Annotated in this window: 15 protein-coding genes and 3 pseudogenes; 7 read left to right on the top strand and 11 right to left on the bottom strand. The window is 57.8% G+C overall.

What is annotated here, in order from left to right:
- Nucleotides 1-142: 142 nt before the first annotated feature.
- The 7 genes from HA45_RS04540 to hutI all read right to left on the bottom strand — a co-directional run bounded on the left by HA45_RS04540 (nt 143) and on the right by hutI (nt 7169).
- A complete protein-coding gene (locus HA45_RS04540) occupies nt 143-1627 on the bottom strand; it encodes an HAL/PAL/TAL family ammonia-lyase (protein ID WP_100702508.1) in 1485 nt (494 codons plus the stop codon).
- The gene (locus HA45_RS04535; RefSeq protein WP_100702507.1) at nt 1624-2424 is read right to left on the bottom strand and encodes an ABC transporter ATP-binding protein; all 801 of its coding nucleotides are present in this window, start codon (nt 2422-2424) and stop codon (nt 1624-1626) included. Before HA45_RS04535 ends, HA45_RS04540 begins: the two co-directional genes overlap by 4 nt.
- 1 nt (nt 2425) lies before the next feature.
- Entirely contained in the window at nt 2426-3154 is a 729-nt protein-coding gene (locus HA45_RS04530; RefSeq protein ID WP_100702506.1) for an ABC transporter permease, read from the bottom strand.
- Nucleotides 3155-3165: 11 nt separating this feature from the next.
- The gene (locus tag HA45_RS04525; RefSeq protein WP_100702505.1) at nt 3166-3885 is read right to left on the bottom strand and encodes an ABC transporter permease; all 720 of its coding nucleotides are present in this window, start codon (nt 3883-3885) and stop codon (nt 3166-3168) included.
- 12 nt (nt 3886-3897) lie between these two features.
- A complete protein-coding gene (locus HA45_RS04520) occupies nt 3898-4749 on the bottom strand; it encodes a transporter substrate-binding domain-containing protein (RefSeq protein ID WP_100702504.1) in 852 nt (283 codons plus the stop codon).
- A gap of 414 nt (nt 4750-5163) precedes the next feature.
- Complete coding sequence (gene hutG, locus HA45_RS04515; RefSeq protein WP_100702503.1) at nt 5164-5955, bottom strand: N-formylglutamate deformylase; 792 nt, start codon at nt 5953-5955, stop codon at nt 5164-5166.
- Complete coding sequence (hutI, locus tag HA45_RS04510; RefSeq protein ID WP_100702502.1) at nt 5952-7169, bottom strand: imidazolonepropionase; 1218 nt, start codon at nt 7167-7169, stop codon at nt 5952-5954. Before hutI ends, hutG begins: the two co-directional genes overlap by 4 nt.
- Before the next feature lie 85 nt (nt 7170-7254).
- Here hutI and HA45_RS04505 point away from each other — a divergent pair, with 85 nt between their 5' ends.
- A complete protein-coding gene (locus HA45_RS04505; RefSeq protein WP_100702501.1) occupies nt 7255-8610 on the top strand; it encodes a formimidoylglutamate deiminase in 1356 nt (451 codons plus the stop codon).
- Complete coding sequence (locus HA45_RS04500) at nt 8607-9146, top strand: HutD/Ves family protein (protein ID WP_100702500.1); 540 nt, start codon at nt 8607-8609, stop codon at nt 9144-9146. Before HA45_RS04505 ends, HA45_RS04500 begins: the two co-directional genes overlap by 4 nt.
- On the opposite strand, the gene hutC is transcribed toward HA45_RS04500, so the two are convergent.
- The gene (gene hutC / locus HA45_RS04495) at nt 9130-9885 is read right to left on the bottom strand and encodes a histidine utilization transcriptional repressor HutC (RefSeq protein ID WP_084936049.1); all 756 of its coding nucleotides are present in this window, start codon (nt 9883-9885) and stop codon (nt 9130-9132) included. The two genes, HA45_RS04500 and hutC, sit on opposite strands and share 17 nt — an antisense overlap.
- A gap of 319 nt (nt 9886-10204) precedes the next feature.
- Here hutC and hutH point away from each other — a divergent pair.
- From hutH to HA45_RS04480, 3 genes and pseudogenes are all read left to right on the top strand, one after another.
- Nucleotides 10205-11742 (top strand): annotated as a pseudogene (hutH, locus tag HA45_RS04490) (histidine ammonia-lyase); the annotation flags it as partial.
- 24 nt (nt 11743-11766) lie between these two features.
- Nucleotides 11767-13452, top strand: a complete 1686-nt coding sequence (hutU, locus tag HA45_RS04485; protein WP_128598890.1) for a urocanate hydratase — start codon at nt 11767-11769, stop codon at nt 13450-13452.
- 224 nt (nt 13453-13676) lie between these two features.
- On the top strand, nt 13677-14834 hold the full coding sequence (locus tag HA45_RS04480) for a M20 aminoacylase family protein (RefSeq protein ID WP_100702498.1): 1158 nt from the start codon (nt 13677-13679) through the stop codon (nt 14832-14834).
- 231 nt (nt 14835-15065) lie between these two features.
- On the opposite strand, the pseudogene ybiB reads toward HA45_RS04480, so the two are convergent.
- The 3 genes and pseudogenes from ybiB to HA45_RS04465 form a co-directional block, all read right to left on the bottom strand.
- Nucleotides 15066-16033, bottom strand: a pseudogene (gene ybiB / locus HA45_RS04475) (DNA-binding protein YbiB).
- 72 nt (nt 16034-16105) lie between these two features.
- The gene (gene dinG, locus HA45_RS04470; RefSeq protein ID WP_100702731.1) at nt 16106-18283 is read right to left on the bottom strand and encodes an ATP-dependent DNA helicase DinG; all 2178 of its coding nucleotides are present in this window, start codon (nt 18281-18283) and stop codon (nt 16106-16108) included.
- Between the two features lie 5 nt (nt 18284-18288).
- On the bottom strand, nt 18289-19233 hold the full coding sequence (locus tag HA45_RS04465; protein ID WP_128598888.1) for a LysR family transcriptional regulator: 945 nt from the start codon (nt 19231-19233) through the stop codon (nt 18289-18291).
- Nucleotides 19234-19357: 124 nt separating this feature from the next.
- Here HA45_RS04465 and speB point away from each other — a divergent pair.
- Both speB and HA45_RS04455 read left to right on the top strand, forming a co-directional pair.
- Nucleotides 19358-20313, top strand: a pseudogene (gene speB, locus HA45_RS04460) (agmatinase).
- The gene (locus HA45_RS04455) at nt 20313-21398 is read left to right on the top strand and encodes an iron-containing alcohol dehydrogenase family protein (RefSeq protein ID WP_100702494.1); all 1086 of its coding nucleotides are present in this window, start codon (nt 20313-20315) and stop codon (nt 21396-21398) included. The pseudogene speB and the gene HA45_RS04455 overlap by 1 nt, the downstream one beginning before the upstream one ends.
- Nucleotides 21399-21701 lie beyond the last annotated feature (303 nt).

Here is a 21701-nt window from a genome sequence, read left to right as displayed (position 1 = left end):
CCCGGCAGCAGCAGAGGTGCTGCGGCCCGCACCAACACGCATTCAACAGTTCAGCAGTTCAGCAGTTCAGCAGTTCAGCAGTTCAGCAGTTCAGCAGTTCAGCAGTTCAGCAGTTCAGCAGTTCAGCATCCCTTAAGAGCACTCAGCTAGCACCGTTTTTCATCACCTCAACCGCCCTGGCAATTTCTGGTGCCAGCCAGCGATCTTCCTGCCAGTTCGCTACCACCGTCCGTAAGCGACGCAATGCCTGTTTTGTACCTTCCGCCAACTCCGCCTCGCCGTGGAAATCCAGCGCCTGCGCCGCCAGCAGATACTCAATCGCCAGAATCTGCCATACGTTCCCCACCAGCTTCAGCAGTTTAAGCGCCGCTCCTGTACCGAGGCTAAGATGGTCTTCCTGCAAACCAGATGTCACGTAATTATCCAGCACCGCCGGTTGTGCCAGCTGACGGTTCTCCGCGCACAACGATGCCGCCACATACTGCGCAATCATCATGCCGGAGTTCACCCCCGGCTGTGCCACCAGAAATGCCGGTAAGCCGCTAACCAGCGGATTCACTAAACGGTCCAAACGACGCTCGGCAATGCTGCCGATCTCTGCCATGGCAATCGCCAGTAAATCGGCCGCCATTGCCACCGATTCGCCGTGCGGATTGGCCTGCGACACCACACGCCAGTTATCCACGGAGCCCAAGACCAATGGATTATCCGTGCAGGCATTCAACTCAATATTCACCTGGCACGCAGCATGGTCAAACTGATCGCGGCTGGCACCGTGCACCTGCGGCATCGAGCGCAGACTCAGCGCATCCTGGGTGCGCACGCCCACGCTTTTTTCTAACAGCGGGCTATCGCTCAACAACTCACGTAAACGCTGCCCGCTCACCTGCATGCCAGGGCTGGCTTTCAGTGCGATCACTTCGGCATCAAACGCCACTAACTGACCCCGCAGCGCCTCAAAACTCATCGCGCCAGTCACGTCAGCCCATTCCAGCAGACGCGCCGCATCATCCAACGCAAGGCAGGACAACCCGGTCATGCACGGCGTGCCGTTCACCAGACTCAAGCCCTCTTTCGCGCCCGGTCGATAAGGGGTTAAGCCGGCCTGCGCCAACGCGTGCTCGGCGGGAACGGTCTGTTGCTGATACTCAACATCGCCCACGCCAATCAGCGCCAGCCCGATATGCGCCATATGACTGAGATACCCCACCGAACCCTGCGACGGCACCTGCGGTGTGATCTGGTGATTCAACAGCGCCAGCAGATGCTGAACCAGTGCCACCGACACACCCGATTTACCGTGGCTGTAATTAGCAATCGCCGCACATAAGATGGCGCGCACCTGTTCACGCGTCAGTAAAGGTCCAACACCACAGGCGTGGCTCAGCAGCGTATTGCGCGACAGTTGACTCAACTGTTCTTCCGGCAAGGTGATATTGCACAGCGCACCCAATCCGGTATTAATGCCATAAGCGATATGGCCGCTGGCAACGATCTGCTCGACGATCTCACGCCCCTGCGCGATCCGCTGCCAGGCGCTGGTGCTCAGCGTCAGTTCGGCATTGTGCCGCGCCACCTGCACCACATCCTGCCAGCTAACGGCTTCATCGCCCCACACTAACGTCATGCTGGCTGCTCCACGTGATGGCTTTGATGGCTGGAGATAAACTGCTTAAAGCGCTGCGATCCCTGTGCACCAAACATCTCTTCTGGTGTGCCCTGACAATCAATGGTGCCCTGATGCATAAACACCACGCGGTTGGAAACGTTACGCGCAAAGCCCATTTCGTGCGTCACCACCAGCATGGTGCGCCCCTCTTCCGCCAGGCTGCGCATCACTTTCAGCACTTCGCCCACCAGTTCGGGATCCAGAGCCGAGGTTGGCTCATCAAACAGCATCACTTCCGGGTCCATCGCCAGTGCGCGGGCAATCGCCACTCGCTGCTGCTGACCGCCAGAAAGCTGTGCCGGATAAAAGTCTTTGCGGTTTAGCAGGCCAACGCGATCCAGCAACTGCTCCGCCTGCGCAATGCAGCTTTTCTTATCGCGCTTCAGTACGTAGTGCGGCCCTTCAATCACGTTTTGCAGCACCGTCATGTGTGACCACAGGTTAAAGCTCTGGAACACCATGCCCAAACGAGAACGCAGGCGCTCAATCTGCTTCGGATTGGCCGCCAGCTGATGACCACGCGCATGACGCTTCATCTCAATGGTTTCGCCACCGACGCTCACCACGCCTGCATCCGGCGTTTCCAGCAGGTTGATACAGCGCAGCAAGGTACTTTTACCCGAGCCGCTGGCACCGAGAATCGAAATAACATCGCCTTGATGCGCTTGTAGCGAAATGCCTTTCAGTACTTCCATCGCGCCAAAGGATTTATGGATATCGGTGGCGCTTAAGGTTACGGGGGATGTGGATTGCATATCACTCTCCGGCAAGCGGTTTAACCGCGGGTAACGGCTTTTTTTCAACGCGATGCACCGGGGTTAAACGGCGTTCTAACAGCGCGTAAAGCTGGACGATGATGAAATTCAGAATCAGATAAATTGCGGCGGCGCAGACAAACACTTCCATGGTGCGGTAAGTGCGTTGAATGATCTGCTGCGCCACGCCGGTCACATCCCACACCGTCACCAGACTGGCCAGCGCCGTGGACTTCACCAGCAGAATCGCTTCGGTGGAATACGCGGGCAGCGCATAACGCAGCATGATGGGCGCGATGATGCGACGCAGCAGCAGCCAGCGCGACATGCCGCACGCAAGACCGGCCTCAACCTGACCAGGTGGCACCGCCAACAGTGCGCCGCGCAGGATCTCAGCGGTGTAAGCCGCCGTACACAGCGACAGCGCCAGCACCGCGCAGATAAAGGGTTCGCGCAGGAATGGCCAGACAAAGCTATGGCGGATCACGCCGAACTGCCCCAATCCGTAATAGATGAGGAACAGCTGAATCAGCAGCGGCGAACCGCGAAACACCAGAATGTAGCCGCGCGCGAAGCCACTCAGCACCCGCCAATGGCTCATGCGCAGCGAAAGAATACCGATAGCCAGAATGCCACCGCACAGAAACGCACTGATAAACAGGCCGAGCGTGACCGGCAGCGCGGCGCTGAGCTTGAGGAAGGTATCGGCGAGAAAGGCGAAGTCGATCATGCTGCTGCTCCTTAATGCTGTGCCGCAGTGCGACTTTGCCACGCGCGTCCGAGACGAGATTCCGCCCGACGAAACGCATGATTAGACAGCAGTGTCAGCACCAGATAGCAGCCACCGCCAATCAGATAAAAAGTGAAGTAATCGCGCGTGGATCCTGCAGCAACCTGGCTGGCGCGCATCAGCTCGACAATGCCGGTCACCGATACCAGCGCCGAATCCTTCAGGCTCATCTGCCAGACATTCGACATGCCCGGCAGCGCATAGCGCACAATCTGCGGCAGCAAAATACGCTGCGTAATGCGCCAGCGCGGCATGCCAATCGCCACTGCGGCTTCCACTTCGCCTTTCGCCAGCGCCAGACGCGCCGCGCGATAGACTTCACCTTGATAGGATCCAGAGATGAGCCCGATAGCCAGTGCACCAATCAGGAACGGCGGCGCTTCGATAAAGCCATCTGCGCCGAACATCTGTCCCACCAGGGTGATCAGGCCCGATCCGCCAAAATAGAACAGATAGATCACCAGCAATTCGGGGATGCCACGAAACACGGTGGAATAGGCTTCACCTAACCAGCGCATCCAGCGTTTAGGTGACAGCTTGGCCGCCGCCACGCCGGAACCGACCACCGCACCAATCATCAGCGCAGCCAGCGACAGCAGTAACGTGGTGAAAGCGGCGCCCAGGATCAGGCGGCCCCAGCCATCAGCACCAAAACTCAGCAGGCTCATCATCTTTCACCTCACTTACGGGGTTACGTCAGTTTTAAACCACTTCTCGCTCAACTTTTTCACCGTGCCATCGGCCAGCGCGGCCTTGATAGCCTCGTCGAGTTTGGCTTTCAGATCGTTATCTGCCATGCGCACACCCATCGCTTCGCCTTCGCCCCAGATCGGGCCACCCAGCTGCGGGCCGCTGAAGGTCAGGTTGTTGTTCTCTTTACGCGCCAGCATCGATTGGGCAAAGGTCACATCGTCAAACACCGCATCAATACGACCCGCCTGCAGATCGAGAATCGCATCCGCCGAAGAGGTGTATTCGCGCACGTCGGCGACATCTTTGAAGTACTTGTCGATAAATGGCGTGTAGACGGTGCCGGAGGCAATACCAATGGCCTTGCCTTTGAGCGCGGCTTTCAGCGGAGCTATCGCGGCGTTGATCTCTTTCTCATCGTCATGCAGCTTGATGATGTTGTGATCGGCAGGCAGCAGCGGGCTGTCTTTGCTGGTGATAAAGGTGGCTGGCGTGGAGGCATAAGGCACGGTGAAATTGACCACTTTTTTGCGGTCTGGCGTGATGACAATCGCATCCATAATCACGTCATATTTGCCGGCATTCAGTCCGGCGATCATGCCGTCCCAGTTTTGCACTACCAGCTTGCACTGGACGCCCATGCGCTTACACAAGTCTTCCATCAGTTCAGGTTCAAAGCCGCCTAACTTGCCGCCCGGCAGCGTCAGGTTCCAGGGTTCATAGCTGCCTTCGGTAGCGATGGTGATCGATTTCCACTCTTTCGCCTGCACAGCCATCCCGCTGATCATCAGGCTGGCAAACAGGGTCGTGAGGCAAAAACGGCGAATTGGGGCGCGGTGCGTCATGCGGCTTCTCCTGGTCATTAATCGAATTGGCTGTCTCTGTTAGCTGATACAGCGCAGATGACATTTCATGTATATACAAGCTAGCGTGCGGCAGATCATTGTCGGCATGAGCTTTTTGTGAGCCAGCCAGAATAAAAAGTGATAATTACCACGTGGTCTTTACTTGTACATACAACCTAGCAAGCGGTGTGCCAGGTCGGCAGAGGCGGTGGAATCATGGGATGGTGACGGCGTGGACGTATTGGTGCACATTTTTGGGGCGCCAATGCACTGCGATGGGGATTTATTGACAAGGTCTAAGGTGGAAGTGCGCATGGCCTGAGCCCGCACTTCCACACCCATAAAAAGGCTGCCACTTTTAAAAGGTGACAGCCTGGTGCAAACTTGCCCCGCTGGACATGACGACTCGAACGATTAGCGCTGTTTTCCAGCCTGCAAAAATGCCTGCATCATCGGTTTCAACACTTTCTGCAGCTGCGTGGCACGATCCTGCTGCCAGGCAAACGGCGGGGTTTCATCCATATAATTCAACTGCGCCAGTTCCAGCTGCACAGCTTGTACGCCCTGCTGCGGCTGACCGTAGGCACGCGTGATATAACCGCCTTTAAACCGCCCGTTCACCACCCAGCTGTAATCGCTCTGTGACTCACATACCGCTTTGATCGCTTCGATTACCGCATCCGAGCAACTCTCACCGCTGTTGGTGCCAATGTTAATATCCGGCAACTGACCGTCAAACAAGCGCGGAATCACCGAAGCGATGGAATGGGCATCAAACAGCAGCGCATAACCGTGTTCGGCTTTTAGTCGCGCCAACTCTTGCTGGATCTGCTGGTGATACGGCTGCCAGATATTATCGAGATAACCCTGACGCGCTTCAGCGCTGGGGGTTTTGCCTTCAGCAAAGGTCGGCGTGCCGTCGAACAAGGTTTCTGGATACAACCCGGTGGTGGCCGTGGCATACAAGGGCTGATTATCCGGCGGGCGATTAAGATCGATGACGAAACGCGAATAGTGACCAATCAACACGCTGGCCCCCAAATCACGCACAAAATCATACAGCAGCGGAATGTGCCAGTCGGTATCTGGCAGGCCGCGAGCCGCATCGCTTAATCCGGCATCCACTTCAGGCGTTAACTGAGTACCCGCATGCGGGATGCTGACCAGCAGCGGCAGCTTACCGGCGGTGAAATGAAAAGGTGTCATTGCGCATCTCCACGATAGATAACCTGGCACGGCAATTCGCCGCCCAACCAGTAAACCAACTCAGCCGGACGTGCCAGCGGCCAGTGCACAAAGTTCGCCACTTTGCCGGCCTCGAGCGAACCGTGCGAATGCTGTAATCCCAATGCTTTCGCGCCCCACAAGGTCACGCCTGCTAGCGCTTCTTCCGGCGTCATCCCAAACAGCGTACAGCCCATATTCAACATCAGACGCAGCGACAGCGCCGGGGAAGTGCCCGGATTGGCATCGCTGGCCAGCGCCATCGGCACGCCGTGTTTGCGGAACAGTTCTACCGGCGGGCGCTGCGTCTCGCGCAGCAGATAGAACGCGCCCGGCAGCAACACCGCGACGGTGCCGTGTTGCGCCATCGCTTGCGCATCGGCTTCGGTGGCATATTCGAGATGATCGGCTGACAAGGCGCCGTATTCGGCTGCCAGCGTGGCACCGCCCAGTGCAGAAAGCTGCTCAGCGTGCAGTTTGACCGGCATACCCAACGCTTTGGCTTGATCAAACACCGCGCTGACCTGTTCAGGGGAGAAGGCAAGATGTTCGCAGAAGGCATCGACCGCATCCGCCAGCCCTTCCGCCTTCACCTGCGGTAACAAGCGATCGCAGATGATATCGATCCAGCCCTGTGGATTCTGTTTAAACTCCGGCGGGAAACCGTGTGCGGCGAGGCAGGTAGAGAGCACATCGGCGGGCACCGTTTCGGCCAATTCGCGGATGGCGCGCAACATGGTCAGCTCGCTGGTTTCATCGAGGCCATAACCGGACTTGATTTCGACGGTGGTCACGCCTTCTGCCAGCAAACGATTCAGACGCCAGCGGGCGCTTGCGACCAGTTCATGCTGAGTTGCCGCGCGCGTAGCGCGAACCGTGGAGAGGATGCCGCCGCCCTGCGCAGCGATCTCGGCGTAGCTGACGCCATTTAAGCGCTGCTCGAACTCCTGGCTACGGTCGCCACCAAACACCAGATGCGTATGGCAATCCACCAAGCCCGGCGTGATGATGCCGCCGTCAAATTGCTGCTGCTTGCGCGGGGCAAAATCCGGCAGTTCGCTGCGCGGTCCTACCCAAATCAGCTCGCCGTTATCCACCGCCAGTGCGCCGTCGGCAATCAGGTTATAGTGCCCATCCCGCATAGTGACGATATCGGCCCCCAGCCACAGGCTGTCGATCTGCTTCGCTTCTGCCATCCCACTCCCCTTCACGTCTGACGATTTACAGTGCGTCTCAAAGTATGTATATGTATATACAACTTTCCGCCCTAAAGGATCAACCATGGCCGTTTTTTTTGCCCCACGCGCGCTGCTGGCCGACGGCTGGCATGAAGACGTTTTGATCACCGCTGACGCATCCGGACAGATCGCTGAACTCACTCCCAACAGCACGCCAGACAACGCAGTACGCCTTGCTGGCCCGGTGATCCCTGCTATCGCTAACCTGCACTCACACGCCTTCCAGCGCGCCATGGCGGGATTAGCAGAAGTGGCCGGTGACCCACAGGACAGCTTCTGGACGTGGCGCGATTTGATGTACCGCATGGTGCAACGCCTGTCGCCTGAGCAGGTCGGCGATATCGCCACCCATCTCTATATCGATATGCTGAAAGGCGGCTATAGCCAGGTGGCGGAATTCCACTACTTGCACCACGATGCGCAGGGCAAACCCTATGCCGATGACGCGATGCTGCTCCACCTGATCGCCGCCGCCGAAACGGCCGGTATCGGTCAGACGCTGCTGCCGGTGCTTTACAGCTATAGCGGATTTGGATCGCAGCCGGCCAGTGACGGCCAGCGCCGTTTCATCCAGCAAACGGATGCTTATCTGCAGCAGCAGCAACGCGTGGCGCAATGGAGCACCGCTAAGCCCCTACTGAATCATGGCATCTGTTTCCATTCACTGCGCGCGGTGAGTGAAGCCCAGATGCGTGAAGTGCTGTCCGCCGGCGCTGCTGATGTGCCGGTGCATATTCATGTGGCCGAGCAGGAAAAAGAGGTCAATGACAGCCTGGCGTGGAGCGGTGAGCGTCCAGTTGCCTGGCTGTATAATCGCTTCGAGGTGGATCAGCGCTGGTGTCTGATTCATGCCACCCATCTGGACGACAGCGAAATCCAACGCATGGCGGCCAGCGGTGCGATTGCCGGACTCTGTCCGACCACCGAAGCCAATCTCGGCGACGGCATTTTCCCGGCGGTGGAATACATTGCACAAAGTGGACGCTGGGGCATTGGCTCGGACAGCCATGTGTCGCTCAGTGCGCTGGAAGAGTTGCGCTGGCTGGAGTACGGTCAGCGATTGCGCGATCGCCGTCGCAACCGCATCACACTTCCCCATCAGCCCTCGGTGGGCGATCTGCTGTGGCAGCAGGCGGCACAAGGCGGTGCGCAGGCGTGTGCGGTCAACACCGGTGAACTGGCGGTGGGTAAACGCGCCGACTGGCTGGTACTGGATAACGATGCCTTCCTGAGCAGCGTGAGTTCCGCTTCGCTACTCAATCGCTGGCTGTTTGGTGGCAGCCAAAGCCAGATCCGCGATGTGTTTGTCGCCGGTAATCAGGTGATCAGTGAAGGCCATCATCCCGCTGAAGAAGCCGCGGCGGCACGCTTCGCCCAGGCCATGAGTGCACTGCAATGAGAACGTATTTTGACTACGGCCAGCTGCCGGTCAGCCGCTGGCGCAACGGCGGCGGTGAAACGCGTGAAATCATCAGCTTCCCTCCCGGTGAGACCCAATTTGGCTGGCGCGCCAGTATTGCCACCATCGATGCTGACGGGCCTTTCTCGCCTTTCCCCGGTATCGATCGTGTGATTACGCTGCTGAATGGCGACAGCGTCATACTGCGCAGCGAGGGTGTAGAGCACACCTTGCTGCCGCATCAGCCGTGGGCGTTTCCCGGTGAATGGTCGATCGATGCGCAGATCAGCGGCAGCTGTCAGGACTTCAATATCATGACCCGCCGCGACAGTTGGCAGGCGCAGGTGGACATCGTGCAACACGCCGTTGCCAGCGAACACGGTGTCGCCTGGGTGATATCGGGTGAATGGCAAACGCCGCAGGGAGACAGCGTGAAGATTAATCAGGGAATGTGGTGGCTGGATGAAGAGACGCAGCTGGCACCGCAAAGCTCGGATGCCAGCCTGCTGTTTGTGGCGCTTAGCCGTGTCCTCTGAAACGACCTAGTAACTTATAGCGCGAGCCGGGATACAGCAGTCGCGCGTAAGTCACTATCTTGTTGTCGCTCCAGGTCTGACGACGGATCAACAAGCAGGGTTCGTGCTCATCCAGCGCCAGATGTTTACGCTGGCGCAGATCGGGTAGCACCGCTTCCACTATATGCTCACCGGCGGTCAACGGCGCCACGCGCATCAAATAGGTGTAGGGCGTCAGCTGATGATAATCCTGGCTGAGGTAATCCGGCGCCACCAGCGGATTGACTAAGCGGTCTTCGAGCTGCACTGGCATATCGTTTTCGTAATGCACAATCAACGAATGATAAAGCGTCTGCCCGGTCGACAGGCCGAGCACCGCAGCCTGTTCCGGATCGGCCTTCATCTGCCCTATCGACAAAATTTTGCAGCTGTGGCGATGACCGCGCTGAGCAATCTCATCGGCGATGTTATGCACTTCCAGCATCGCGGTGTAGCCTTTCATCTCCGCGACAAAGGTGCCCACGCCCTGCATGCGCACCAGAAACCCTTCACTGGTGAGTTCTCGCAGCGCGCGGTTTATCGTCATACGACTCACGCCCAGCTCATTCACCAGTTCACTTTCGGACGGCACGCGCTGATTCGCTTTCCAGTGGCCTTCACGGATCTGGCTGACGATCGCCTGTTTCACGCGTTGATAAATCGGCGCGGGCTCATCACCCATTGCCGCAGCCAGCTGTGCTACTGCCGTTTGCTCCGCCATATCCTGTTCCTTTTCCGAATAATGCCCAAAGTTTACTGTCTCAGCCCGTAAATGTATATACATCTAATTGTGCAGACAGCACGCCAACGGTGCAGCGCTCTCCCTGTTTCGGTGCAATACGTTACACGCTTCGCCACAGAAAGCGCATTGCGGCGTGATTCACAGAATCAGATCAATCTGGCACAGCGCTTGCTACTTGTATAGACAAGATTAGACACTTATGCTTCACTCACCACATTCTTTGGTGTTCCTCATCGCCGCATCGCAAACGAAAGGCGTTCAGGTGGCACCCGATCACTCGTATAGACAGGAGTAGACCATGTCAGGTTCGGTTCAGGAAATTTGCCTTGTTCCCGGTGAAGTGGACCTCGCGACCTTGCGCACGATTTATCAAAGCAAGGTCACGCTCACTTTAGCAGATGACGCACGTTCAGCTATCGATCGTGCCAATGAAACCGTTGATGCCATCGTAGCATCGGGCAAAGTGGTGTACGGCATCAATACCGGTTTCGGTAAGCTGGCGCAGACGCAGATCCCGGCCGAACGGCTGGCGGAACTGCAACGCAATCTGGTGCTGTCGCACAGCGTGGGTTTGGGCAATCTCCTGCCCGATAACGTCGCGCGGTTAGTGGTGGCCACCAAGATCATCAGTCTGGCACGCGGTCACTCCGGCGTGCGCATCCAGTTAATCGAAGCGCTGCTGGCGCTGTTCAATGCTGGCGTGATGCCATGTATTCCGGAAAAAGGGTCGGTCGGTGCATCGGGCGATTTGGCTCCGCTGGCCCATCTGTCACTGATGTTGCTGGGCGAAGGTCAGGTGCGCGTTGACGGCGAATTGATCCCCGCCACCGAAGGTCTGGCGCGCGTCGGCTTACAGCCAATAGTACTGGGCCCGAAAGAAGGCCTGGCGCTCTTGAACGGCACTCAGGTCTCTAACGCGCTGGCGCTGCGCGGCCTGTTTGAAGCCGAAAACCTGTTTGCCGCAGGCTGATGGCGGGCGCGCTGTCATTGGAAGCCATTAAAGGCTCGGTTAAACCTTATGACGCACGTATTCATCAGGCGCGCGGGCAGCACGGACAAATCGCAGTGGCTGCGGCCGTCTCTTCCTTACTGGAAGGCAGTGAAATCCTCAGTTCACATACAAATTGTGGTCGCGTGCAAGATCCCTACTCGATTCGCTGTGTGCCGCAGGTGATGGGCGCGTGTTTAGACAATCTCAGCCATGCGGCACGCGTGCTGCAGATTGAAGCCAACGCGGCGTCCGATAACCCGCTGGTGTTTAGCGACAGCGGTGACGTGATCTCCGGCGGCAACTTCCACGCCGAGCCAGTAGCCTTTGCCGCCGATATTCTCGCACTGGCGATTGCCGAAATCGGGGCCATCTCAGAACGCCGCATGGCGCTACTGCTGGACACCGGCCTCTCTGGCCTGCCGCCGTTCCTGGTACATGATGGCGGGGTTAACTCTGGCTTTATGATTGCTCAGGTCACGGCTGCCGCGCTGGCCTCTGAAAACAAATCGCTGGCGCATCCGGGCAGCGTCGACAGCCTGCCGACCTCTGCTAACCAGGAAGATCATGTGTCGATGGCGACTTACGCCGCTCGCCGCCTCGGTGATATGTGCTTTAACACCGCGGCGGTGGTCGGCATTGAAGCCATGGCTGCGGCGCAGGGCATCGATTTCAATCGCCCGCTGCAAAGCTCGATGGCACTGGAGCAAGAGATGAGCCGTATCCGCGAAAACGTCGCCTTCCTCGATCACGACCGTTTAATGGCGCCGGATATCGAATCCATGCGTCTTTGGGCCAGCAGTCATGCCTGGCCAGAATCCCTTACTGCGCTGCTGCCAAGCCAGCGTTCTTTTCCCTTTAAGGAACTGATGATGAGCGAAACTTTATCTCAGGCTGTTGCCCGTGAAATCCGTGCGCCGCGCGGTAACGAACTGCATTGTGCTAACTGGTTAATTGAAGCGGCTTACCGCATGATCCAGAACAACCTCGATCCTGATGTGGCCGAGCGCCCGGAAGATCTGGTGGTGTACGGCGGCATCGGTAAAGCCGCGCGTAACTGGGAGTGTTTTGAGCAGATTCTGCGTTCACTGCGTGCGTTGCAGCCAGAAGAAACCTTGCTGATCCAGTCCGGTAAACCGGTGGGTGTATTCCGCACCCATGCTGATGCCCCACGTGTGTTGCTGGCCAACTCTAACCTGGTACCGCATTGGGCAAATTGGGATCATTTCCACGAGCTGGATAAAGCCGGCTTGATGATGTACGGCCAGATGACCGCCGGATCCTGGATCTACATTGGTGCGCAGGGCATCGTGCAGGGCACCTTTGAAACCTTCGCCGAAGCCGGTCGTCAGCATTATGACAGCGATCTGAGCGGCCGCTGGATCCTAACAGCGGGCTTGGGTGGCATGGGCGGCGCACAACCGCTGGCTGGCGTGCTGGCGGGTGCCAGCGTGCTGGCGATTGAGTGCCAGGAATCCCGTATCGATTTCCGTCTGCGCACCCGTTACGTTGACCATAAAGCTTATACCTTAGATGAAGCGCTGGATCTGATTGAGAAAGCCACCAAAGCGAAGCAGGCCATTTCCGTTGGCTTGCTCGGCAACGCCGCCGATATCGTGCCGGAGCTGGTGAAACGCGCCAAAGCTGGCGGCATGAAGCCGGATATCGTCACCGATCAGACTTCCGCCCACGACCCGATTAACGGCTATCTGCCGCTGGGATGGGATGTTGAGCGTTGGCAGTCAGAGCGCGTCAGCAATCCAAAAGCGGTAGAGAAAGCGGCCCGCGCATCGATGGCGGTGCATGTGCAGGCAATGCTCGACTTCCACCACATGGGCGTACCAACCGTGGATTACGGCAACAACATCCGTCAGGTGGCGCTGGATGAAGGGGTGAAAAATGCCTTTGATTTCCCAGGCTTCGTACCCGCCTATATTCGTCCGCTGTTCTGCGAAGGCAAAGGTCCGTTCCGCTGGGTGGCGCTGTCAGGTGATCCAGAAGATATTTATAAAACCGACGCCAAGCTGAAAGAGCTGTTCCCGGAGCACAAGAACCTGCATCGCTGGCTCGACATGGCGCAGGAACGTATCGCCTTCCAGGGCTTGCCGGCACGTATCTGCTGGCTGGGCCTGGGCGAGCGCCATAAAGCGGCGCTGGCGTTTAACGAGATGGTGCGCAACGGCGAGCTGAAAGCGCCTATCGTCATCGGCCGCGATCATCTGGATTGTGGTTCAGTGGCGTCACCCAACCGTGAAACCGAAGCGATGAAAGACGGTTCGGATGCAGTCTCCGACTGGCCGTTGCTGAATGCCCTGCTGAATACCGCAGGCGGTGCGACCTGGGTGAGCCTGCATCACGGCGGCGGCGTTGGCATGGGCTTCTCGCAGCACTCTGGCGTGGTGATTGTCTGCGACGGCACCGCCGAAGCCGACGCGCGCCTTGGCCGTGTGCTGTGGAACGATCCGGCAACCGGTGTGATGCGTCACGCGGATGCGGGCTATGAACTGGCGCAGAGCTGCGCGAAAGAACATGGCTTGAATCTGCCGATGCAGAAGTAAATTTCCCGGTGCGCATCCATGCGCACCTTTCTCCACAAGAGTAAGGTCGGCATACAGATATGCCGACCGAGCGCCCCCGCTGCTTTATTCCATTCCGCTATACCCTATAGCCAAATTATTCCTTTCCACGATAGACGCCGCCCTGCGCTTGCCACTACAGTGGAGACATCACGTTACGAGTCAGAGAAATCGCAGCCATTGCTGCTGATGGAGAGCCTTACCTTATGAGCCTGCCTGCCGTCCTGCTGGAAAACGCCCTGAACTGGCGTCGTCAGTTACACCAACATCCTGAACTGGGTTACCAGGAGCAACAAACCAGCGAACTTGTCGCGAACGTGCTCGCTGAAGCAGGGTTGCAGGTGTTCCGTGGGCTAGCAGGCACTGGCGTGATTGGCACACTGGAAAACGGTCCAGGCCCGGTGATCGGTTTGCGTGCCGATATGGATGCACTGCCGATGACCGAAAAAGGCGCACCGGATTGGAAATCTGCCCGTCCCGGCGTCATGCACGCCTGCGGTCACGATGGACACACGGCGATTCTCCTCGCAGCGGCATGCCAACTGGCCGCCACGCGCAACTTTAAAGGCACCGTGCACTTCCTGTTCCAGCCCGCTGAAGAGAACCTCGGCGGCGCGCGGAAAATGGTGGAAGAGGGTTTATTCACGCGCTTCCCGATGGATGCGGTGTACGCCATGCACAACTGGCCTGGATTACCGGTGGGTTCGCTGGCGGTGAATCCGGGTGCGATGATGGCCTCACTCGATTCGTTTGAAATCACCCTCAACGGCAAAAGCTGCCATGCGGCGATGCCGGAAAGCGGTGCCGATCCGATGGTGGTGGCAGCAGAATTGATTATGGCGCTGCAAACCATCCCGTCACGCCGTCTGTCACCGCTGGCTTCAGCGGTGGTAAGCGTGACGCAGATTCACGGTGGTGAAGCCATCAACGTCATTCCCGAGCAGATTGTGTTGCGTGGTACGGTGCGATGTTTGCAGACCGACGTGCGCGATCGCGTGCGCGGTCTGATTGAAGATTTTGTCACCACGCTACCGCGCCCGTTTGGGGTGAGCGGTGAGATTCACTGGTATCCAGGCTATCCGGTCACCGCTAATCACGCGGCTCCGGCACAGCAAGTGCGCGATGTCGCTACTCGCGTACTGGGTGAATCGCAGGTGCACTGGCAGGTGAATCCTTCCATGGCATCGGAAGATTTCGCCTGCATGATGGAGTCCTGCCCCGGTGCTTATTTCTGGCTCGGCGCCGATGGCACCACACCTTCCGCCCCACTGCACAACGCGCATTACGATTTTAATGATGACTTACTGCCGATTGGTATCAGCTTCTGGCAGCAACTGGTGGAGAGCGTGTTGATTAAAGCCTGACTGGCAGAATTCGCGGAACCCAGGAATCTCAAACGAGATTGCATGTTGGTTATAGCCTGACTGACAGGATTCGCAGAAGCCAGGAATCCCAAACGAGATTGCATGTTGGTTAAAGCCTGGCTGCAGGATTTCCCAGAACCAGGAATCTCAAGCGGCATTGTAGCAAGCAGCGGTAAACTCTCGGCTGTGCGTTTGACCCGCAACCCAAGGCTGCGGGTATTGTTCTACCCGTTAGATCCCAGCCAGCTGCAATCGCGTCTCCGCCTCATCCAGCGTCGCTGACTCCCTGGTTGCCACTAAGCAGCACGCCAGCTGTAAACGCAGCGCCTGCGGCACCGCACGTTCGCCGGCCAGCACCTGTTTGATCCAGTCAGCGGTATCCTGCGCATTTTTACTTTCAGGCAGTTCCACACTGATTTCAGGCTGACGCTCAATCCACACTTCAGCCTCTGTGCCCGCACCCGCAATATAGTTAATCGCCGGGCAGCGCTGCGGATTGGCATACACCTCACCTTCAGTGCCATTTAGCAGAATGGCGGGCGCGTCAATATCCTGGAAGAACTTGCCGACACGCGGCACATATTCCGGATGGGAGACACTCGCCAGGCGCAACGCGGCGCGCTCGGCAAACGGCGTCGCCAGCTTAGCCAGCGTATGCGCGCTATTACGTACGCCCATGCGCCAGCGCAACGACAGCTGTTTTGCCATCGGTGCACACAGATGATCGATGGTGATAAACGCCAGTTCGCCACTTTCCAGCTTCGCTTGTGCCTGCTGCGCATTGGTGACCGGCGCAATATCCAGCGCTGCCAGCACGGCTTCGGTGGTGATGCGCGTGGGATCATCACTCACACCGTGCAGCAACACCGGAAACCCGAGTTTGCTTAACAGCAAGGCTAACAGCGGCGTGAGATTGCCCTGACGACGTGCGCCGTTGTAGCTGGGAATCACAATCGGCATCGGGCGATTGGCGGGCGGCTGCAACTGCATCATCTGCTGCTGCATCGCGTGGTAAAACCGCGCATCTCCTCTTCGCCTTCGCCTTTGATACGCAGGGCGATCAGCACGCCGCCCAACTCTAAGTCGGGCACTTCATCCGCCAGCATCGCGCTGTACAACGCCACAGCCGTATCGAAATCGATATCGCGCGCGTGGTTCTTACCGCGCCCAATCTCTTTGATAATTTTATTCAGTTCCATCAGGGCATTCCCGCTTCCAGGGCGCGCCGATACCCGGCTGCCAAAAGGTCATTGATGTGCGTCTGGGCACACCTAAGATTTCTTACTTCTTCGTTTCGCTGGTTTGACGGCGGCTTTAACCGCTGCTTTTACCGCTGGTTTGGTGCTGGCTTCCGGCATCGGCGGTTGCTCAATCGGGAACACCGGCAGCGCTGCCAGCAAGCGGCTGCCGTAAGCTTTGTTCAGCAAACGCCGGTCATAGATCACGATTTCGCCTGTGCAGTGGTGGCTGCGAATCAGACGCCCGACCTGCTGAATCAGCGTAAACGAGGCGCTAGGTAAACTCTGCACCTCGAACGGGTAGCGTTTGAGGCTCTTCAGCCACTCCCCTTCGGTCAAAATTACCGGACTGTCCACCGGGGGAAAAGCAATTTTATGGATATGCACCTGCGTCAGCAGATCGCCCTTTAAATCCAGCCCTTCAGCGAAAGACTGTAGCCCCACCAGAATGCTGGTTTGGCCCGCCTCGACGCGCTGACGGTGCAGCTCCACCAGCCGGGAACGGGGCTGATCGCCTTGCACCAGCATCGACAGGCGCAAATCGGTGACATGGCTGACAAATTGTTGCATCGCACGCCCGCTGGCAAACAGCACCAGCACACCTTTGTGCTTCTCTTCTGCCATTTGCTGCCGGAAGAAATGTGCCATTTCGGCAATGTGCTCCGCTTCCTGCGCCATCAGCGGTTCATGCCGCATTTGCGGGATCACCAGTTTGCCCTGGTCGATATGATTGAACGGCGAATCCAGCGCCACAAAACGGTCACCGGCTTTCTCACTCAGGCCAGACATCTCCTGCAAGCGGTTAAAACTGTTGAGCGAACGCAGTGTGGCCGAGGTCACCACCACGTGCGGAATCTTGCGCCACAGCAGTTTCTCCAGCTGATCGCTGACGCGAATCCCGGCGCAGTGAAACAGCAGATGCGCCTGGCCGTCACGAATTTCACGGGTAATCCATTTCGATACCGGCGCGTTGGAGGCTTTTTCCATCGCCGCCAGTCGCCACAGTTTGCTGATCGATTCGAACCAGCCGAACTGGCGGTTAAGCTGAATGATCGCCCGGTGCAGACGCATGATATCGGCCTTGCCGGTTTGATCGCCCAACTCATTGAGCAACCCTTCGCTCAACCCGCGCAGGGCATCGCTCAGTTTGAACAACCGCGCGCACATCGTCATCAGCTCTTCCGGCAGCTCGCCCAGCACAAATCGGAACTCGCCCGGCTGGTTATGCGCGGGTAATAGCGGATTGAGTGCATCGCACAGAATTTGCAGCAGTTCACGCATCTCATCGCAATGGCCTTTCAACCGCTCAGGGTTGGTAAGCGGGGGCGGCGATTTCGGACGGAACTGCGCCATGATGGTTTCCACCAGCCGCACAAATAAATCGAGCTGCAGGCTGCTCCAGCCGGGGGTAATTTCCGCGCTCATCTCCAGCGCATCACGCGCCACTTCTGGCAGATGATGGCCTTCGTCCAGCACCAGCATCAGATGCTTGGCGGGCGGTAAGACGGATTCATTCTCCATCGCCGCCATCACCAGCGCATGGTTTGCCACCACAACGTCAGCCTGTTCAATTTCACGACGCGCGACAAAGAACGGACATTCACGATACCAACGGCAGTGATGCCCCAGACAGTTGGCTTTATCGGTGGAAAGCCGCTGCCACAGGCTGTCCTCAATCGACACATCGGTGTGATCGCGCAGTCCATCCCATTGATAGCTACTGAGCTGCTTTTCCAGCTTGGCGCAAAACTTTTGCTCTTCTTTCGAACCGGTCACCGCTTCTTCATCGAGATACAGCAGCAGGTCGCCTTGCTGATCTTCGGTCGCCGCCAGTGCCGTGAGGTTGCGCGGACAGACATAGCGGCCACGGCCGAATGCGGCAGTGAAGGTGAGATCGGGAATGATTTTTTTCAGCAACGGCAGATCCTTGCTGAAGATTTGATCCTGCAGCGCCACGTTGGCGGTGCTGATCACTAATCGTTTCTCCTCGGCGCGGCTCACTGCAATGCCGGGGATCAGATAAGACAAGGTTTTGCCCACGCCGGTGGGGGCTTCAATCGCCAGATGGCGACCTTCGTCACCGGCCAGGCTCTTCGCCACTTCAGCGATCATCTGACGCTGTGGCGCACGTGGGATAAAGTCAGGAACCTGCTGCTGCAGCGCCTTATACCATTGCGCAATCTGGCTTTTTATCGCTGCTGTCAGGGCCATGTTCATTACTGTTTGCTGAATTGGCCTGTATTTTTACACAGTATCGGCGCAGCGTCAGCTTTCACTGCTATTTTTCGCGCTGGATTCAGAATTTCACGCATCGCGCGGATCAGCGTTTCGCGTGACCGTCCGCGGCGGAAGGCAAACGAGAACGGTGCGCGGAAATGAAAATGCTGCGGCAACAAGCGACAAAGCGTGCCCTGCTGTTCCCCGCTTTGCGCATAGTGTTCTGGTAAATAGCCGATAAATCGTCCGGAGAGGATCAACGTCAACTGCGCCTCGATGCTTTCCACCGAAGCATTGCTTTGACGGAAACCGCGCTTGTTTAGCTCCTGCTGATTCCAGTAACGCCGTGTCACCATGCCGGTTTGCTGCACGGTGCGCACATCCGGATCGCCCTGTGCCAGCGGATGCTGCGGGCTGCAATACAGCCAATGCTGCTCCTCATACAACGGGATGGTCACCAGGTTGCTGGCACGCAGCGGGAAATGACCAATGGCGAGGTCGAGACGATCTTCCAGCAACTGCTGCTGCAACTCATTGGGATCGCGCACGCTGAGATTGAAAAACACCGCCGGAAAACGCTGATTAAAGCGCGCAATTGCCGCTGGCAGATCCAGCGTGCTGTCGGTGACGGTGGCATCCACCACGCCCAGCGAAAACGTGCCACCCTGTGCGCTTTTCAGCGTTTCGACTTGCGCCTGCCAACCCGCCAGCGTGGCCAGCATTTCCTGGCTGTAACGATGAAACTGCTCACCTTTGGTAGTAAGCGTAAAGCCGCCACGTCCGCGCTGGCACAGAATAAAACCCAGCTGCGTTTCCAGCTCGCTCATATAGGCGCTAATGGCGGGCGTAGTCATATTAAGCGCCTGCTGAGCACGTGAATAGCCCTGATTCTCCACCACGCTGGCGAACACCTGGAGCAGTTTGAGGTTAGGAAGCGTTTGCACCGTATTTCCTTCAGAGATTGCCGATTAAAGTTAAGTAATCTCTGAAGTGATTATCTGCTGTCAAGGATTTTTCCCGCACGCGCCTCAGGCCATGATGAGATTCACTTAGCCGAAGGAGTTCGTGATGACCGATTTTCCTCAGCCGCAGGGCGGCAATGAGATGCCCCGTTTTGCTGGCCGTGGCACCATGATGCGTTTGCCGGCCGTTGAATCGCCTGCTGATCTTGATGTCGCGTTTGTTGGCATTCCACTGGATATCGGCACGTCGCAGCGCAGCGGCACGCGCTATGGGCCACGCGCGATTCGTGCCGATTCAGTTATGATTCGCCCGTATAACATGGCGACCGGCGCAGCTCCTTTTGATTCGTTGCGTGTCGGCGACCTCGGCGATGTGCCCATTAATACTTACAGCCTGCTGAAATCGGTTGATATCATCGAAAACTATTATACCGAGCTAAATAATTGGCCGATTATCCCGTTAACGCTGGGCGGCGATCACACGCTGACGCTGCCGATTCTGCGTGCGCTGGCGAAGAAGCACGGGCCGATGGGCCTGATCCACATTGATGCACACACCGATACCAACGATGAGATGTTTGGCGAGAAGATTGCCCACGGCACCACATTCCGCCGCGCGGTGGAAGAAGGTCTGCTTGATTGTCAGCGCGTGGTGCAGATTGGCCAGCGCGCTCAAGGCTACGCCGCCGATGATTTCCAGTGGGGCGTCGATCAAGGCTTCCATCTGGTGCCTGCTGAACAGTGTTGGTATCGATCCATGGCCCCATTGATGGCTGAGGTGCGTGCGCGCATCGGTGAGGGTCCGGTGTATCTCAGCTATGACATCGACAGTTTCGATCCCGCGTGGCGCCCGGCACCGGTACGCCAGAAGTGGGCGGCTTGACCTCAATGCAGGGACTGGAGATTGTGCGCGGCTGTCGCGGACTCAATCTGGTCGGTGGCGATCTGGTCGAGGTGTCACCGCCGTACGATATCAGTGGCATGACCTCACAGCTGGCGGCCAATATCCTTTATGAGATGCTGTGCGTGTTGCCCGGCGTCCGATACACAGAGAATAAGTGATGACACAACAGAATTTGGTGTTTCCGGCGCGCGTATTGCGCGGTGCAGGCGTGATCAATCAGCTGGGCGAAATATGCGCCGGGTTGGGCAAACGCGCCCTGCTGATCGGCGGTCATCAGGCACTGCAATCGGTGGAAGCGCAAGTGCGCGCCCAACTGCTGGCGGCCAACGTGACGCTGCTGGCGCAGGAGTGGTTTGGTGGTGAAACTTCGATTAACCAGATCAATCGTTTGGCCGCCATCGCCACCGAGCTGCAAGCTGACGTGATTATCGGCGTCGGCGGCGGTAAATCGCTGGATACCGTTAAAGCGGTGGGCGCGCAGCTGGGCTTACCGTTTATCACGGTTCCGACCATCGCCGCCACCTGTTCGGCAGTGACGCCATTGACCATTCGCTACGACGATAACGGCAATTTCTTTGATATTTTCCCGCTGCCACAGGCACCGGCGGCGGTGATTATCGACAGTGAGTTGCTGGCTAAAGCCCCTGCTCGCTGGCTGGCTGCCGGACTGGGCGATACCCTGGCTAAATGGTATGAGTTCCGCGCAGTGAGCGTCCGCCATCCTGCACGCGAAGGCAATGCACTCTCATCGCTGGCTCACAGCCAGATTTGCTATGACGTGATCGCGGAACATGGCCCGTCGGCTTATGCAGCAGTGCTGCGCGGCGAGAGCAGCGCCTCTCTGGATCAGGTGCTGGATGCGATCTTTACCTGGGCTGGATTGACCTCGCTGATGAGCAACGGTGCCCACGCAGCCGCTTCACATGCGATTTATGAAGGCTTTACCTTCTGCGATAAGACGCGAGAGTTTGGCCATGGCTTGTTGGTTGGCTTCGGTAATCTTTGCTTGCTGGCGTTGGAAGATCGCAGCGATGAAGAGGTGCTGGATGAGATGCGTCTGGCACGCGACTGCGGCGTGCCATTGACGCTGCGTGAGATTGCCGAATTGGATGATGCCGATCTGGCGCTGATTGTGCGTGAATCCGTGCATGCGCCGGATATGGAGAATATGGCGGTAGCGGTGACCGAAGACCGTCTGCTGGCGGCAATGCAGCGGATAGAAGGGTTGGCTGCGCGGGTTTAAACCTGGGGGGAGTGCTTGTGCAGGATGTGGCGAGTACTTCTGCGGAGTGAGAATTAAAAGTGCAGGGGTGTTCAGTTTGGGGGGCTGAGGGCTGAGTCCTGTGCTGGGTGCGGGCCGTAGCACCTCTGCTGCTGCCGGGCAGCCCTCGCGCCGCTAACGCGGTGCCCTCGGCTTCCACGTCGTGCCTACGGATCGTTCGGGGATCGACCATCCCTGGTCGGCCCCGAACTGATCCACGCATCCTTGCGTGGATCTCCTGGCACAACGTAAAGCCTCAGCGCTGCGAATAGCCCTTGCAGCATC

Source organism: Pantoea rodasii, assembly GCF_002095465.1.
In the GTDB taxonomy this organism is placed as follows: domain Bacteria; phylum Pseudomonadota; class Gammaproteobacteria; order Enterobacterales; family Enterobacteriaceae; genus Pantoea; species Pantoea rodasii.
Note: the sequence above shows the minus strand (reverse complement) of the source record. Positions and strands in the feature narration are given on the sequence as shown.

What these genes read in the sequence shown, in the direction of transcription:
- HA45_RS04500 (WP_100702500.1), top strand. Translation starts at nt 8,607, where the DNA reads ATGAGAACGTATTTTGACTACGGCCAGCTGCCGGTCAGCCGCTGGCGC.
- hutI (WP_100702502.1), bottom strand. Translation starts at nt 7,169, where the DNA reads ATGGCAGAAGCGAAGCAGATCGACAGCCTGTGGCTGGGGGCCGATATC.
- hutC (WP_084936049.1), bottom strand. Translation starts at nt 9,885, where the DNA reads ATGGCGGAGCAAACGGCAGTAGCACAGCTGGCTGCGGCAATGGGTGAT.
- hutU (WP_128598890.1), top strand. Translation starts at nt 11,767, where the DNA reads ATGAGCGAAACTTTATCTCAGGCTGTTGCCCGTGAAATCCGTGCGCCG.
- HA45_RS04520 (WP_100702504.1), bottom strand. Translation starts at nt 4,749, where the DNA reads ATGACGCACCGCGCCCCAATTCGCCGTTTTTGCCTCACGACCCTGTTT.
- hutG (WP_100702503.1), bottom strand. Translation starts at nt 5,955, where the DNA reads ATGACACCTTTTCATTTCACCGCCGGTAAGCTGCCGCTGCTGGTCAGC.
- HA45_RS04525 (WP_100702505.1), bottom strand. Translation starts at nt 3,885, where the DNA reads ATGATGAGCCTGCTGAGTTTTGGTGCTGATGGCTGGGGCCGCCTGATC.
- HA45_RS04540 (WP_100702508.1), bottom strand. Translation starts at nt 1,627, where the DNA reads ATGACGTTAGTGTGGGGCGATGAAGCCGTTAGCTGGCAGGATGTGGTG.
- HA45_RS04480 (WP_100702498.1), top strand. Translation starts at nt 13,677, where the DNA reads ATGAGCCTGCCTGCCGTCCTGCTGGAAAACGCCCTGAACTGGCGTCGT.
- HA45_RS04455 (WP_100702494.1), top strand. Translation starts at nt 20,313, where the DNA reads ATGACACAACAGAATTTGGTGTTTCCGGCGCGCGTATTGCGCGGTGCA.
- dinG (WP_100702731.1), bottom strand. Translation starts at nt 18,283, where the DNA reads ATGGCCCTGACAGCAGCGATAAAAAGCCAGATTGCGCAATGGTATAAG.
- HA45_RS04530 (WP_100702506.1), bottom strand. Translation starts at nt 3,154, where the DNA reads ATGATCGACTTCGCCTTTCTCGCCGATACCTTCCTCAAGCTCAGCGCC.
- HA45_RS04535 (WP_100702507.1), bottom strand. Translation starts at nt 2,424, where the DNA reads ATGCAATCCACATCCCCCGTAACCTTAAGCGCCACCGATATCCATAAA.
- HA45_RS04505 (WP_100702501.1), top strand. Translation starts at nt 7,255, where the DNA reads ATGGCCGTTTTTTTTGCCCCACGCGCGCTGCTGGCCGACGGCTGGCAT.